This window comes from Psychromonas algicola (assembly GCF_004378355.1).
GTDB lineage: Bacteria > Pseudomonadota > Gammaproteobacteria > Enterobacterales > Psychromonadaceae > Psychromonas.
On record NZ_SNUB01000002.1, the window covers coordinates 124,241 to 137,561 of the forward strand.

Sequence of the window (13,321 nt, forward strand, 5' to 3'; positions counted from 1 at the left end):
GATAACTTAGCTTGTCAGGTTTAGTTGAGTCGCAGAGTTTACTTGTAAAAAACAGGAAACAAAAGCAACATCGTCTAAAAAATAATCATAACGAGAAGGCATCAAAAAATGGATATCGTTTTTATCAAGCAATTAGAAGTCATTAGCACCATTGGTGTCTACGGTTGGGAAAAAACAGTTCAACAAAAACTCTATTTTGATCTAGAGATGGCTTTTGATAATCGTCCTGCTGCAGCTTCCGATGATATTAACCTTGCATTGAACTACTTCAGCGTCTCTGAACGTGTTAATCAATTTGCTCAACAACACCAATTTGAATTAATAGAAACCATGGCGGAGCGTGTCGCTGAGTTAATTATGACTGAATTTTCTGTGCCATGGATAAAGTTAACTTTACACAAACCGGGGGCACTACCTAAAGCTGAAAGTTTAGGTGTTCAGATAGAGCGTGGTAATAAGTAGTGGCAACTATATTTATTGGTATTGGCTCAAGTATTGATAGAGAAAATTATATTCAACAAGGTATTTCCTTGTTACAAAAGCATTTTGGGGAAGTAAAGCTGTCCAGTGTTTTTGAAAGTGAAGCGGTTGGTTTTACTGGTGGTAACTTTTATAACCTCGTTGCTCAGTTAACATCTGAATTACCCGTTGAACAAGTTATTGCTAAGCTAAAAATGCTCGAAGTGCAATTAGGTCGACCTGAAAAAGCGATTAAGTTTGCACCACGAACATTAGATTTAGATATTCTATTGTATGATCAATTAGTGGATATAAGCTTAAATATTCCTCGCTCAGAAATCACTGAAAATGCCTTTGTGTTACAACCTTTAGCCGAACTTGCGCCTGAGTTACTACATCCATTATTAAATGAAAGTTACGAAAATTTATGGTCGCAATATCCAGTTAATAAACAAAAGTTATGGAAAATAGAAATGTCTTTTCAAAGAGACAGTGTTTAACTAATTAGAGAAAAATATGAGTATTTTAGAAATTGTTGTACTGGCCTTGATTCAAGGGTTAACTGAGTTCTTACCTATTTCAAGTTCAGCACATTTGATTCTGCCATCGGTTCTTTTAAATTGGCAAGATCAAGGGTTGGCTTTTGACCTTGTGTTAAACATTGGAACCTTAGCGGCTGTGCTAATTTACTTCCGTCGTGAAGTGACAAATATGTCCTTTGCTTGGGTAGATTCAGTTAAAAATAAAAATCACACACAGGACAGCAAATTAGCGTGGTGGATAGTCTGGGCAACCATTCCTGCTGCGGCGATTGGTTTTTTTGGTAAAGACTATATCGAAATTTATTTACGTAGTGGTTATGTTATTGCGGTGACCACGATAGTCTTTGGCTTATTACTTTGGTGGGCGGATGCAAAAGCGAAGCAAATTAAAACAGAATATCAAACCGGTTTACAAGGCGCGATTATATTGGGTTTTGCACAAGCATTAGCGCTTATTCCTGGCACATCTCGTTCTGGGATCACTATTACAGCAGGCTTAATGTTAGGGTTAACACGTAATGCAGCTGCGCGTTTTTCATTTTTAATGTCGATTCCAATCATCTCAATGGCATCGGGTTATGACTTATTAAAATTTATATTGTCAGATGAATATGTTGATTGGTTTTCATTGATGCTAGGTGCCGGTGTTTCTTTCGTAAGTGCTATTTTATGTATTCACGTGTTTTTAATCTTACTAAATAAAGTGGGTATGTTACCGTTTGTTATCTATCGTTTGATTTTAGGCGCAGCACTTTTTTATATTTTAGCTGGTTAATGGTGACAGCTCATTACTAAAAAATTAAAGCACAGCAATTAAAGCTGCTGTGCTTGTTTAAACGCTTTCACTAATTGAATGCGTTGTTCATTTAGTTTCTCTTTGATTTCCGCACCTTGAAAGCCCTTACTAATAATCGCTTGAATATCGACCTTTGATGCTGCCTGAAAGGCTTCCCACATAAATCCAGCCGTTGGGTAAGGTAATAATTCAAAGCCTGTACGGCCTTTAGAATCAGCAACACAGCATTGCAACATTTGTTGGAAACGTGCAGGTTTACGCCATGCATCACATTTATCCATAATGCCAACAATCGTGCTTGGCCTTAATTCAAAGGCGCTATGAATATTGGTATGGTGCTCACTCACTAATAAAGCTAAATCACGACATTCATTGGGTACTTTAAGGCGTTTACAAAACTTCTTAATGACATTAAGACCTTTAAAACCGTGCCCTTTATGACTAGGCCATTCGCTCTCTGGAGTTAATGCTTTACCCAAGTCGTGTACCAAACACGCAAAACGGAAGGCTAATGCATCAGATAATAAACAAGCTTGCTCTAGCACCATCAATGTATGAATGCCTGTATCTATCTCTGGATGCCAGCGTTTAGGAGCGGGAACACCGAATAAGTTATCTATTTCAGGAAATAAAATCGCTAGCGCTCCGCAATCTCGTAATACTTGAAAGTACACTTGTGGGCTTTGTGTATGTAATGCTTTTTCTGTTTCTGCCCAGACTCGCTCAGCGGTTAACGCTTGTAACTCGCCGCTATTAGCAAGTTCAGTCATTAACTGCTGTGTTTCTGGTGCGATGTTAAAATCAAGGTGAGCAAACCGTGCAGCAAATCGTGCCACTCTTAATACACGCAAAGGATCTTCGCTAAATGCCGGGCTAATATGACGTAAAACCTTTTCTTTTAAATCTTTCTGGCCGAAATAAGGATCAATAATTTCGCCTTCTTGTGACTCTGCAATAGCATTAATTGTGAGGTCTCGGCGAATTAAATCATCTTCAAGGCTAACATCTTGGCCTGCATAACATGTGAACCCAGTGTATCCAGAGCCTTGTTTGCGTTCGGTTCTTGCTAACGCATATTCTTCATTAGTGGTTGGATGTAAAAACACAGGGAAATCTTTGCCTACTTGAGTAAAGCCTTTCTCTAACATGGCTTCTGGGGTGCTATTAATCACAACAAAATCACGGTCTTTGACTTCGAGGTTTAATAACTTATCTCTGACTGCGCCACCGACTAAAAATATACGCATAGCTTCCCCCTCAATGATTGATGTAATAATGCCAATCACGATAAATAGATAACATATTTAGCGCAATCGGTATAACTATAGTCGAACAGTTACGTAGCTGTTCGTTTTACTGAAAAAAGTGTTAAAAAAAACGCACATAAGTGCGTTTAAATAATGCTTAAAAACGGTGATTACCAGCCGCTATTACTTTTTTTACGTCGAGGTAAAAATGGAAGTATTAGACCAAATAAAATACCAAAGAATAAAATACTACCGCCATACATTAACCATTCCATCATCATGCGAGATTCTTTTGTTTCTTTTAAAATATCAAATTCAACATTAAGCGCTTCTAGTTCGGCAACAGACTCTTCTAACGCTTTCTTTTCAAGTCTTAGTCTGGCAATTAACTTATCTTTATCAATAATTTCTTGATCTTTATTCGATACGGTTTGCTCGTGACTATTATTCGCTCTTTTTAATGTGTTTTTAGCAGCAGCGAGTTCTTTTTGTATTTTAGGCAACAAAACATTTGCTGGTGGTTGTTGTTGTAGTTCGCTTAATTTAACCCAACCTGTTTTACCTGCGTTGGTTTTAACTTGCATAAACTTGGTTTCTTCATTGTATTCTAAGGCATTAACATCAGTGCCTACAGCAAGGGCTCCAATAATACGATATTCTAAACTAGGGCCTGAGTGCATGAAAATAGTCAAGTTATCTGTTACATATTGTGTCGCAGCAAAACTGCTAGATGAGAATATTAAGCAAAGTAATAATTTAATTGATTTCAAGAGGCATACCTTTTTTAGATAAATAACAGAAAGGACATTCTAAAAGGTATTACGGTGGGTGTACAAGAAAAAAGAGAGCATAAGCTCTCTTTTTTTATATTTTTAGCAAATTAAAGGTTAAGAAAAAATGCTGTTTAATAGATAAAAGAACACGATTGATAACCCAGCTCCAATTGGTAACGTCACCACCCAAGAGATAACAATGTTACGAACTACCCCTAAATTTAATGCTGCGATACCACGTGCCATACCTACACCCAGCACGCCACCAACAAGAGTTTGTGTTGTGGAAATTGGTAAGCCAGTGCCTGAAGCAATAACAACCGTTGAAGCTGCTGCTAATTCAGCGGCAAAGCCACGGCTCGGTGTTAAATGCGTGATACCTTGACCAATCGTTGCCATTACACGGCGTCCAAATATTGCTAAACCTAACACAATACCAATACCACCTAGAGGTAAAATCCACCAAGCTAATACTGCTTTTGAAGCGATTTGACCATCATTTTCAACAATATTTACCACAGCCGCTAGCGGACCAATTGCATTAGCAACATCATTTGAACCATGAGCAAACGCCATTGCACAGGCGGTGACTATCATTAGTACTGCAAATATTTTTTCTACATTAGCAAAGTGCATATGCTTATCTGCTTGCGGATCAATTTTAATGCGTTGTATAAATATTTTACCTACTACAGCAATTAAAATACCAATAATCACAGCGAATACATTTGCTTCTACTAGCGAGAAATGTAGGCCAACGTGTTTAAGGCCTTTAGTGATTGTTACTAATGATAGTATAAAACCGGCTAAGAACATGTATAAAGGGACATAACGTTTTGCATTTGCAATCGGATCTTTTGTATTAAAGATAAGCTTTTGAGAGCTCATAAAAATGAAGTAAGCGATAATGCCTGAAATTAGTGGGGTAATTATCCAACTACCTATAATACCAACGACTTTGCTCCAGGTTACACTGTCTACACCTACACCTACCGCCGAGAAACCAACAATGGCACCTACGATAGAGTGTGTTGTAGAAACAGGCCAGCCAAAGTAAGACGCAATAATTAGCCACATACCTGCTGCTAATAAGGCTGCTGTCATACCAAAAACAAGTAGTTCAGGTTGATCGACAAAATAAGAGGCATCAATAATACCTTTACGGATCGTTGACGTTACTTCGCCACCTGCTAAATAAGCACCAGCAAATTCAAAGATCATTGCAATAATAATTGCTTGCTTGATTGTTAATGCTTTTGAACCAACAGAGGTTCCCATTGCATTAGCAACATCATTTGCGCCAATGCCCCAAGCCATTAAAAAACCAACTGCACCTGCAAATAAAACAAGCATGCTTCCGTATGTGTTTAAAATATCCATAATGAATCCTTTGAGCTACGAGCGAGCTAGAATAAGTTCTAGCTGAGTGCCTATTAATTCTGAATGATCAGCAAGGCTACCTACCCATTCTAGAATTTTATACAAAAACATTACGTCCACTGGTTTGTAATTGTCTTCGATGGCTAATAAGTTACGACGAAGTTTGATTTGTAATGAATCAGTATCATCTTCAATTGTTTCTAGTACTTCGATCATTTTTGTCACGATATCTACTTCACGGCCTTTAAAGCCTGTTTCAAGTAGTTCGTCTAAACCATCGATTGCATCTTTAGCTTGTTTAACAGCGTCTAAACTACGTTGCACATAAGCCATGAAATCATCAAAAATTTCATTTGGAATTTGTAACTGACGACCAAAAATACGACCAGCAATATCTTTTGCTGTATTCGCAATTTTATCCTGACGGTTAACAAGTTCAAGCAGGTCTGCACGGTCAATAGGCATAAATAAGCCTTTTGGTAGTGTTAAACGTAATTCGCGCTTAAGCTCATCTGCTTCTTTTTCAAACTGAGATATTTGTTTACGCACTTCATCTGCTTTATCCCAATCATTTTCAGCACTAGCTTGAAAAAATGGGATCAGCAAATCACCACACATAGCAACTTTGTCTATATGTAATTGAATAGGTTTGATTGGAGACTTAGCAAAGACCCCAAATATCGAATTAACTGGCATGATTTACCTTAAGTTTTTATGGTTTATTAACCATATATTGATTAAGTTGAACATTTTATATGCCGCGCATGTTAACTTTCTTTTGCGCACAATAGAACATCAATTTAGTATAATTCAGGAAAAATTACGATTAAAGTCGCTAGAACGCTTAATTAAAAGGTCATTTTGGGTATCAATTATGGAAACAGAAATAGAGATTAAATTTTTTTTTAACGCAAACTTTTCCGAAAAACTGTTGGATGTCATCACTCAACACACGGTTATTTCCCATAAAAATCAAATGCTACACAATGTTTACTTTGAGACTGAAGGGCGTGATTTAAGAAAAATGGATATGGGGCTGAGAGTGCGCCGTATCGATGAACAATGTACACAAACCATTAAAACATCGGGCAGAGTGATTGGCGGTTTACATCAAAGACCCGAATATAATGAACCAATAGAGGGTTTACAGCCAGAACTTGCGCGCTTTAAAAGTAAAATTTGGCCTGAAGATTGTGATATCAATGAATTACAAAAAGCTTTAAAGCCGTTATTTAGTACTGATTTTAGACGCTTGCATTGGTTACTTGAAATGCAAGACGGCACTTTAATTGAACTTGCTTATGACTGTGGCAAAATCATAGCGGAGCAGGGCGAATCAGACATTTGTGAAATCGAGCTGGAATTAGTTAAAGGTGATGAAGCTCAGCTATTCATTTTAGCGCAAGATATCGCTGCATTACCTAGTGTTCGTTTAGGTAACGTAAGCAAAGCACAACGTGGTTATATGTTAATCGATAATGCGAAGTTTGAAGTTAAACCCATTGATTTTTCTGCTCTAAATACAGAGATGAACATTCAGCAAGCACTATCCACTAATTTTCAGCACGGCTTAAAGCACTTGCAGTATCATGAGAATTGTTACGTCGATAGTGGTAATTTTAATGCGTTAGTTGAATTACAAAAAGGCATCATGTTTTTGCATCAAAATATCCATCTATTTAAAGAAGGTGGAATTTCTTTTACTGGGTGTCGTTGGGTTAATGACCTGCAATGGTTAGCACGTAGTTTTTCGTGGGTTAATCAGCGTTTAATTCTACAAAATTTATTAGAAAATAAAGCGTATTATCTTCGTAAGTTACCAAAATTAAAACAATTACAAAAACAAATACAACTCGCAGATCAAGCCTTACCCAATGAAGAAGATATCTTCAATCTATTGCATAGCAGCCGTTATTGTAACTTTGTTTTAGGGTTGACTGAGTGGTTGATTCAGCTTGAAAAAACAACATTAGAAACACAGGGTGAGACATCATTATTAGATTTTTCTAAAGCGGCATTAGATAATTGTTGGGCAAAATTAACTCAACCCCTTTCTGTGGAAGGCTCTCTTGAGTTAGATAACTTATTGCCGCATCAAGGATTATTAGTTTCAAATTTAATGACGGGATTAAGCCTTGGACATATGTTTAATGAAACCTTATGCGCCGAATATCGCTACCCATGGTTAGATATTTATCAAGGTACTCTAGAGCTTTCTATGCTGAATACGGTCTCTGAATTTGCTTCTGATGAAACAGATACAGAAGTGCAAGAAGAATACTTTAAATGGGTTAAGCGCAAGCAAGGCTCGTTATTAAGCGCAATTGAACAATCAAAGCAGCGTGCCTTATCGAATGAGAAATATTGGATTGATATTGAGAATTAAAGATCTATTTAATTGGATTGGACAGAATGTCGTCCGACAAAAGAACAAGAATACATTAAGATCATATTCATATTTCCATGTAAATAATGAAGTGAATAATTAATTTTTTAAATAAGTTTTAATTTGAGTATTCTTATTTCTATGACTAATTTCACTTTGATAGGCAATAACTAAATGAAAAAAACAGATTATTATATTTTTTTAGCGGATTCTTCGGATGGACCAATTATAAAAGATGATCTTGAAGAAGGGCCTCAGGATTGGGAGTTCTTGGAGAATGAATCGCTACTCGATGAATTTCCTGAGGTGGGTGTTTTGCACTTTTCTAATGAGAATGAATATTCAAAGTTATATGATTTTATTGAGAACAGATTAGGTACTCAGATAGTTTCTACAAAAGTGAAAGAGATCATGTTGGATCATGGCTTAGATTCATCTCAAGTAGAATATTTTCCTGTGACAATCAAAGATCAGAACAGTGACGTAGCTAGTAATGATTATTTTATGCTGAACTATATTAACGCTCAGCCAATCATCGATATGACGAAATCAGAATATGAGTTAAGTAGCTTCGATGATAGCCAAATATCAGTAATAAGCAAAACCGAGCTGGATTTAACGGATGTAGATCCTAAAGCAAAAATCTTTCATCCTTTAACTTACAAAAATATCACCGTGATTGAGTCATCGTTGCTTAATGCGTTTCAAGAAGCAGGCGTGACCGGTTTTTGGATGATTCCCGCACAAGGTTGGAATGGAATGATTTTGCCTCACGATAAGGCTTATATGAAAGAGCTGATGTTATAAGTGTGTTATACGGTAATGATTAGAATTTAAACTTATTAAAAGTAGTTGGAAACAATGTGGATATAGACTTAATTGGTTTTAAAGAAGATGCCATTCGAAATATAGAAAATAATTTGTTTTTGATTTCCAGCAAACTTGATTGGGACACTTTTTATCGAAAGACGTCTAAGTTATGCGATAATTTTTTAATTATTGCGACAGCTAATATAGTGATCGATTCGACACCCTATAATTTTCTACATAATCTTTGTCGCGTTGGCGAAAACTGGCGTCGTTTACTCTATTGTGCAAATACTCATTATGAGCAACGCGTTTCTTTTTTTAAAGACTATCCACTCCATGCTGCAGTTATTGTTCAGCAACAAAATTTAATTACGAATTTAATTAAAGAATTGCCGACACAATGGGAACAAGGAGAAGAGCCACAGGATCGTTACTATGCTAACCATCTTCTTCTTGCATTGTCTAACAGTCGAGTCACCATCAATAATGAAATTGAAACCTTATTATTAAACCTCGAGGCTTGCGAAAAAACAGGTCTACGGACAAAGCTCATTAAAGCGCTTTTATTAGTGGAAGCATCAATCGAAGATGATTTTTGGAAAGCATTTGATCAACTATTAACTGCACATCAGGAATGGGTGCAAAAGAAAATAGATCAAAGAAGTTACTCAATTGAAGCTTTTCTTCCTCATTCAAAATTATGGTTTGAAGGAATGGCGTGGCTGAAGTTGGCTCAAGTTAAAGGCTTTACATTACCAAATAGAGAGCTGGCTATGTGCCCGAAAGAGGCGTTGCTATCGATGCCTGAGCCTTACGATAATGATTGGGTTATTCTCTCCGATAGCACATTCTAATACCAATCATAGTAATACCGATTGCGTAAAATATGTTTATTTAAACTTTGCTTGTTAAAACAAACACATATTCGACTAAGTGTTGTTTGTCATCGCGGTTATTTTTTTCGACATGTTATAGCCAGAAATAGCAAAGCCTACTTCTTTATACAAAGCTAGCGCGCGTTGATTATTAAAAGCAACACGAAGCTTGATTTGATCAATGCCTACCGTCGCTAATAAATTTTCAAGTTGATTAAGTGCTTGTTTACCATAACCACTGCCTCGATATTGCGCTTCAATATAGAAATCATAAATAAACGTCGATGCATCACTGGCTTTGATCGAATGCCACAGGTAGCCGATTACTTTGCTGCTATTAGAATTTAATTCAATACACAGTAAATCATGCTTTTTGCTTTCAATACCATCAGGAAGACTGCTTAATAATGTCTGCTGAGCTAGTTCCGTAGCCGCTTCAATAGAGTGACCATAATTTTGTGCAAGATCATCTGCATAATCAGCAATAAAATAATCGCAATAAGCAGGGTATTCATCCGCCTTCATTTTTCTTAAACTAATCATTATTGATTTCTCTTAAGCTTTATACTGAATGGATTTATCTATTTGCCATCGGATGTTCAGGTTTCAATTGCATCAAATCCCAACGGTTTCCGTACAAGTCTTCAAACACCGCAACCGTCCCATGATCGCGCTCTATTGCTTCCTGAATGAACTTGATACCGATAGATTGCATACGCTCATAATCACGCCAGAAATCGTCAGTGTTTAAAAACAGAAATACTCGTCCGCCGGTTTGGTTACCAATCACATCAAGTTGTGCTGGTTTTGAAGCCTTTGCTAAGACTAGCGCCACTCCACTTGAGTTCGGTGGGGCAACAACAACCCAGCGTTTATCTCCATCGCCTTGATAAGCATCTTCTATAAGTTCAAATTTTAGTTTATTAACATAGAAATCAATCGCTTCATCATAATCTCTAACTACTAATGCCACGTGGACAATATTCTGCTTCATTTATTTACCTTCGCTTTGCGCCAAATATTTTCAATACAAGTAATAATCAAGTAAATAACTGAACACATAAGACTTAAATATAATCCTGTGAAAATAGTTTTACTATATGTCAAAATAAAAGGGTTGTTTTCTAACCCTATAAAATCAACTGTCATTATTGCAGCTAAACCTGCGTACATATCGGGCATAATAAAAAATTGTAGAGGGATCCTTAAAACAGCGCTTAAGAAAAGTTTACGACTTGTATTTATGTATCCATTTTTTTGTAAGTAATTATCAAAGCAAACATAAACAAAATACCAAGTAAGTATTCCTGTTATCATCGCTATTTCAAAGCCTTTGCCCTCTTCTGATCCTAACATAAATCCCAAAATAGAGTTTAGTCCAACTACCACAAACCATTTAAAATACATGTACATAAGTAGACCTTTTATTATGTTTTTTTGTCTGCATATACTGCAAGCACATGTCCTGTTGGTACGTGAACAGATTTAAGGATATGCTCATCGCGAATAATTTCGATTTCATCTTCGCCATCTATTTCAGTTAACTTTGCTACAAACTCTTTAGTGTATCGTTTTATATCTTCCGATGGACTTGTTATTCCCTCTTTTTGCATGTGGAGGCGACGTTCCATAATTAATAAGATTTCTTTGGCTTTCATTGTTCTATAGTCTCTTTTCTTTATGTGACGGTTATTTTTTGTTGTCAGGAGCGCCTAAGTTTGATGTGAAATACACGCCTTTAAGTTCTGCATCTTCAATGGCCTGTTTAAGCTCTTCTTGGATGAATGCGTTAATGTAACCATCAAAGGAGGTTTTAAATATCATGAAGTTTTTCGTTTTATCTTGGTGAAAGGCCATGCTCAGGTGCTCGCCATATTCATTTCTAATGCAGAGTTGTTTATTTAAACCATTGACGCTTTCAGCAACACTAAGTGTATTAAAAATATATGCGCAGCCTTTCTCGTACTCAACAGGTAAGAATTCACCATCATTTTTGATTAAACCTTTGACCACATCGTATGCTTTGGGGCTTAAAAATAATCGTCCATAATGTTCTGAAATATCTGGGATTTCATTGCCAGAAAATGTTGACGCTTCACGAGAAAAGTTCACCTTAAGTGGGCTCTTCACATGCATCAAAAAAGGCCGAGGCGAATAATTAACATTAAAGTGATGGTTTAGGGAGCCAAAATTGTCAAACATTTGCTCACTGTCATAACCAATGGTGCGGTATTTTTTAGCATCTGCGTAGATTGAATAAAGTGTCATATCTATTTCTTTATATTTCCTAGCCAATATATTAGAAGAGTAAATAACAGATAGACGAGAATACTGTTAAAAATGAATCTGAAATGAATAATTTAATGTCGATAGTCATTCACTCGATAGCGGTTTTTCCACATACAACGCATCGATGTTGTTCTCTTGAACATGTATCGCATATTTTCCAAGCGTTGTTTTTATAATGCTGTTTATGTGCATCATTCGCGCTGTTCCAATTCTCATTGCATTCAGGGCAAGTGCCAAAGGATCTCACCATTTGTTTTTCCGCACATTCTGTTGAACAATAAAGTGGTTTGGGATTTTTCTGCATTATTGCCCTTATTTATTTACAAAGAGTCTGATATATCTAACTCTACACTATTTTTTGTGCGTTTAAATTAGTGGCTGTTCAGCTTGATTCTTTTTATGTTGCCAGGCTTATTTGCAATACCAGCATTTGCTAACAAGCGATCAGTTTCTTTCTTTACCACGCAATAACATTCACAACTTAAACTTTCGAGCTTCTGTCTATCTAAAACAATAATGTGCCCGCGATGATAATTAATCACGCCTAGCTTATGTAATTTTCCAGCCGCTTCCGTTACTCCTTCTCGACGTACACCTAACATATTGGCAATAAGCTCTTGAGTCATTTCTATTTTATTATCGGCTAGGCGATCCAGTGACAACAAAAGTAAACGGCATAACTGTTGCTCAATGGTATGGTAACGGTTACATACCGCTGTCTGTGACATTTGAGTCATAAGTGCTTGTGTATAAAGAAGCATCAATGATGAAAACCTTTCGTGGCGCTTAAACTCCTCCATAAAATAATCGCCTTTAATGCGATAAGCATGCCCTACACTTTTGGCCACTGCTCTACTAATAGTACTTCCACCTCCCATGAATAAAGCCATACCAACAATTCCTTCGTTTCCCACTATCGATATTTCTGCGGATGAACCAGATTCCATTGCATAGGATAAAGAAATGATCGCATCAACGGGAAAGTACACATGAAGAATGTTATCTCCTGACTCATAAATAACCTCGTTCAATGTTAATTTCACTAGCTCTAAATGCGGAAATACACGTTCATATTCAACGAGAGGTAAGGCTGATAACAAGCGGTTTTTTAAAGGAGAGGTGATATTGGGGGAGGTATTATAGTCTGACATAACAAGGGTGCCTCTTTAATAAATGCAGTAAAGTTAATTAACTTCACTAGCCTTATGCTAGAGACCAAACATACTCTTCTAAGTGAATAAAAATCAACCCTGTAGACAGTTCAACTGTAATAAGTTTACGCTAAATCAAAATGTGCTATTAACGATCCTTTAACTTGCAAAATGTCCAACAGGTTATTGAAAAAGAACTAAAAATATTTTTTAACCAAGAGAGCAGCGCGCCTCAGTATTTAGACTAAGGCGGCTAACAAACAAGTAATAACTTTTTATAACCTACATTTCCATAATGCCTCTTACAGGCACATCTTTAAGCAACGCCATAATCGATGATTGTTTATTCATCTTCGCGACATCAATAAGATAACTTCTTTCAGGCTCACGCATAGATAATCCTGATAACATTTTTTTTACTGACGACGCTTCACCTTTTTCTATACTCATTTCTAATGGCATAAAGTTAGCTGGACCTAGTTTGTTTTGACTTGAGATATTCATTTCCATCAGTTTTCTCCGATAATTGAGTTTGAGTTCAAAAAATAATAAATACGTTAATGATTAGATTATCTTTTTCTGTTTATTCATCTATCTGATTTTTCACTGTATT

The 13,321-nt window shown here is 36.5% G+C and carries 18 protein-coding genes; 6 read left to right on the forward strand and 12 right to left on the reverse strand.

The window, feature by feature from the left end; translation table 11 throughout:
* Positions 1-108 precede the first annotated feature (108 nt).
* From folB to E2R67_RS01580, 3 genes are read left to right on the forward strand one after another with little or no spacing between them, the layout of a single operon-like run.
* On the forward strand, positions 109-462 hold the full coding sequence (gene folB / locus E2R67_RS01570) for a dihydroneopterin aldolase (RefSeq protein ID WP_134289176.1): 354 nt from the start codon (positions 109-111) through the stop codon (positions 460-462).
* Positions 462-959, forward strand: a complete 498-nt coding sequence (folK, locus tag E2R67_RS01575; RefSeq protein ID WP_134289177.1) for a 2-amino-4-hydroxy-6-hydroxymethyldihydropteridine diphosphokinase — start codon at positions 462-464, stop codon at positions 957-959. Before folB ends, folK begins: the two co-directional genes overlap by 1 nt.
* A gap of 16 nt (positions 960-975) precedes the next feature.
* Positions 976-1,776, forward strand: coding sequence for an undecaprenyl-diphosphate phosphatase (locus tag E2R67_RS01580; protein WP_134289179.1), 801 nt, complete (start codon positions 976-978; stop codon positions 1,774-1,776).
* 38 nt (positions 1,777-1,814) lie between these two features.
* Here the strand turns inward: E2R67_RS01580 and E2R67_RS01585 are convergent, their stop codons facing one another.
* The 4 genes from E2R67_RS01585 to E2R67_RS01600 form a co-directional block, all read right to left on the reverse strand.
* Entirely contained in the window at positions 1,815-3,044 is a 1,230-nt protein-coding gene (locus tag E2R67_RS01585; protein ID WP_134289181.1) for a multifunctional CCA addition/repair protein, read from the reverse strand.
* 170 nt (positions 3,045-3,214) lie between these two features.
* Positions 3,215-3,814: a TIGR04211 family SH3 domain-containing protein gene (locus tag E2R67_RS01590; protein ID WP_243836921.1), complete on the reverse strand. Its 600-nt coding sequence runs from the start codon at positions 3,812-3,814 to the stop codon at positions 3,215-3,217.
* Positions 3,815-3,931: 117 nt separating this feature from the next.
* Complete coding sequence (locus E2R67_RS01595; protein WP_134289182.1) at positions 3,932-5,197, reverse strand: inorganic phosphate transporter; 1,266 nt, start codon at positions 5,195-5,197, stop codon at positions 3,932-3,934.
* Between the two features lie 15 nt (positions 5,198-5,212).
* On the reverse strand, positions 5,213-5,893 hold the full coding sequence (locus E2R67_RS01600) for a TIGR00153 family protein (RefSeq protein ID WP_134289183.1): 681 nt from the start codon (positions 5,891-5,893) through the stop codon (positions 5,213-5,215).
* A gap of 178 nt (positions 5,894-6,071) precedes the next feature.
* Between E2R67_RS01600 and E2R67_RS01605 the strand changes: the two genes are divergently transcribed.
* From E2R67_RS01605 to E2R67_RS01615, 3 genes are all read left to right on the forward strand, one after another.
* Positions 6,072-7,583, forward strand: a complete 1,512-nt coding sequence (locus E2R67_RS01605) for a CYTH and CHAD domain-containing protein (protein WP_134289184.1) — start codon at positions 6,072-6,074, stop codon at positions 7,581-7,583.
* 174 nt (positions 7,584-7,757) lie between these two features.
* Positions 7,758-8,390, forward strand: coding sequence for an imm11 family protein (locus E2R67_RS01610; RefSeq protein ID WP_134289185.1), 633 nt, complete (start codon positions 7,758-7,760; stop codon positions 8,388-8,390).
* A gap of 56 nt (positions 8,391-8,446) precedes the next feature.
* Positions 8,447-9,247 carry an immunity 49 family protein gene (locus tag E2R67_RS01615; RefSeq protein WP_134289187.1) on the forward strand — a complete coding sequence of 267 codons (801 nt, stop codon included), beginning with the start codon at positions 8,447-8,449 and terminating at the stop codon, positions 9,245-9,247.
* Positions 9,248-9,322: 75 nt separating this feature from the next.
* Here E2R67_RS01615 and E2R67_RS01620 read toward each other — a convergent pair whose 3' ends face one another.
* The 8 genes from E2R67_RS01620 to E2R67_RS01655 form a co-directional block, all read right to left on the reverse strand.
* Positions 9,323-9,811: a GNAT family N-acetyltransferase gene (locus E2R67_RS01620; protein WP_134289188.1), complete on the reverse strand. Its 489-nt coding sequence runs from the start codon at positions 9,809-9,811 to the stop codon at positions 9,323-9,325.
* Positions 9,812-9,845: 34 nt separating this feature from the next.
* Entirely contained in the window at positions 9,846-10,262 is a 417-nt protein-coding gene (locus tag E2R67_RS01625; protein ID WP_134289190.1) for a VOC family protein, read from the reverse strand.
* Positions 10,259-10,675: a hypothetical protein gene (locus E2R67_RS01630; RefSeq protein WP_134289191.1), complete on the reverse strand. Its 417-nt coding sequence runs from the start codon at positions 10,673-10,675 to the stop codon at positions 10,259-10,261. Before E2R67_RS01630 ends, E2R67_RS01625 begins: the two co-directional genes overlap by 4 nt.
* A 20-nt stretch (positions 10,676-10,695) precedes the next feature.
* On the reverse strand, positions 10,696-10,926 hold the full coding sequence (locus tag E2R67_RS01635) for a hypothetical protein (RefSeq protein WP_134289193.1): 231 nt from the start codon (positions 10,924-10,926) through the stop codon (positions 10,696-10,698).
* A gap of 31 nt (positions 10,927-10,957) precedes the next feature.
* A complete protein-coding gene (locus E2R67_RS01640) occupies positions 10,958-11,536 on the reverse strand; it encodes an imm11 family protein (protein WP_134289194.1) in 579 nt (192 codons plus the stop codon).
* A 109-nt stretch (positions 11,537-11,645) separates the two neighbouring features.
* Entirely contained in the window at positions 11,646-11,861 is a 216-nt protein-coding gene (locus tag E2R67_RS01645; RefSeq protein ID WP_134289195.1) for a hypothetical protein, read from the reverse strand.
* 67 nt (positions 11,862-11,928) lie between these two features.
* Positions 11,929-12,708 carry a Crp/Fnr family transcriptional regulator gene (locus E2R67_RS01650; RefSeq protein WP_134289196.1) on the reverse strand — a complete coding sequence of 260 codons (780 nt, stop codon included), beginning with the start codon at positions 12,706-12,708 and terminating at the stop codon, positions 11,929-11,931.
* Positions 12,709-12,990: 282 nt separating this feature from the next.
* Positions 12,991-13,218 carry a hypothetical protein gene (locus tag E2R67_RS01655; RefSeq protein WP_243836922.1) on the reverse strand — a complete coding sequence of 76 codons (228 nt, stop codon included), beginning with the start codon at positions 13,216-13,218 and terminating at the stop codon, positions 12,991-12,993.
* Positions 13,219-13,321 lie beyond the last annotated feature (103 nt).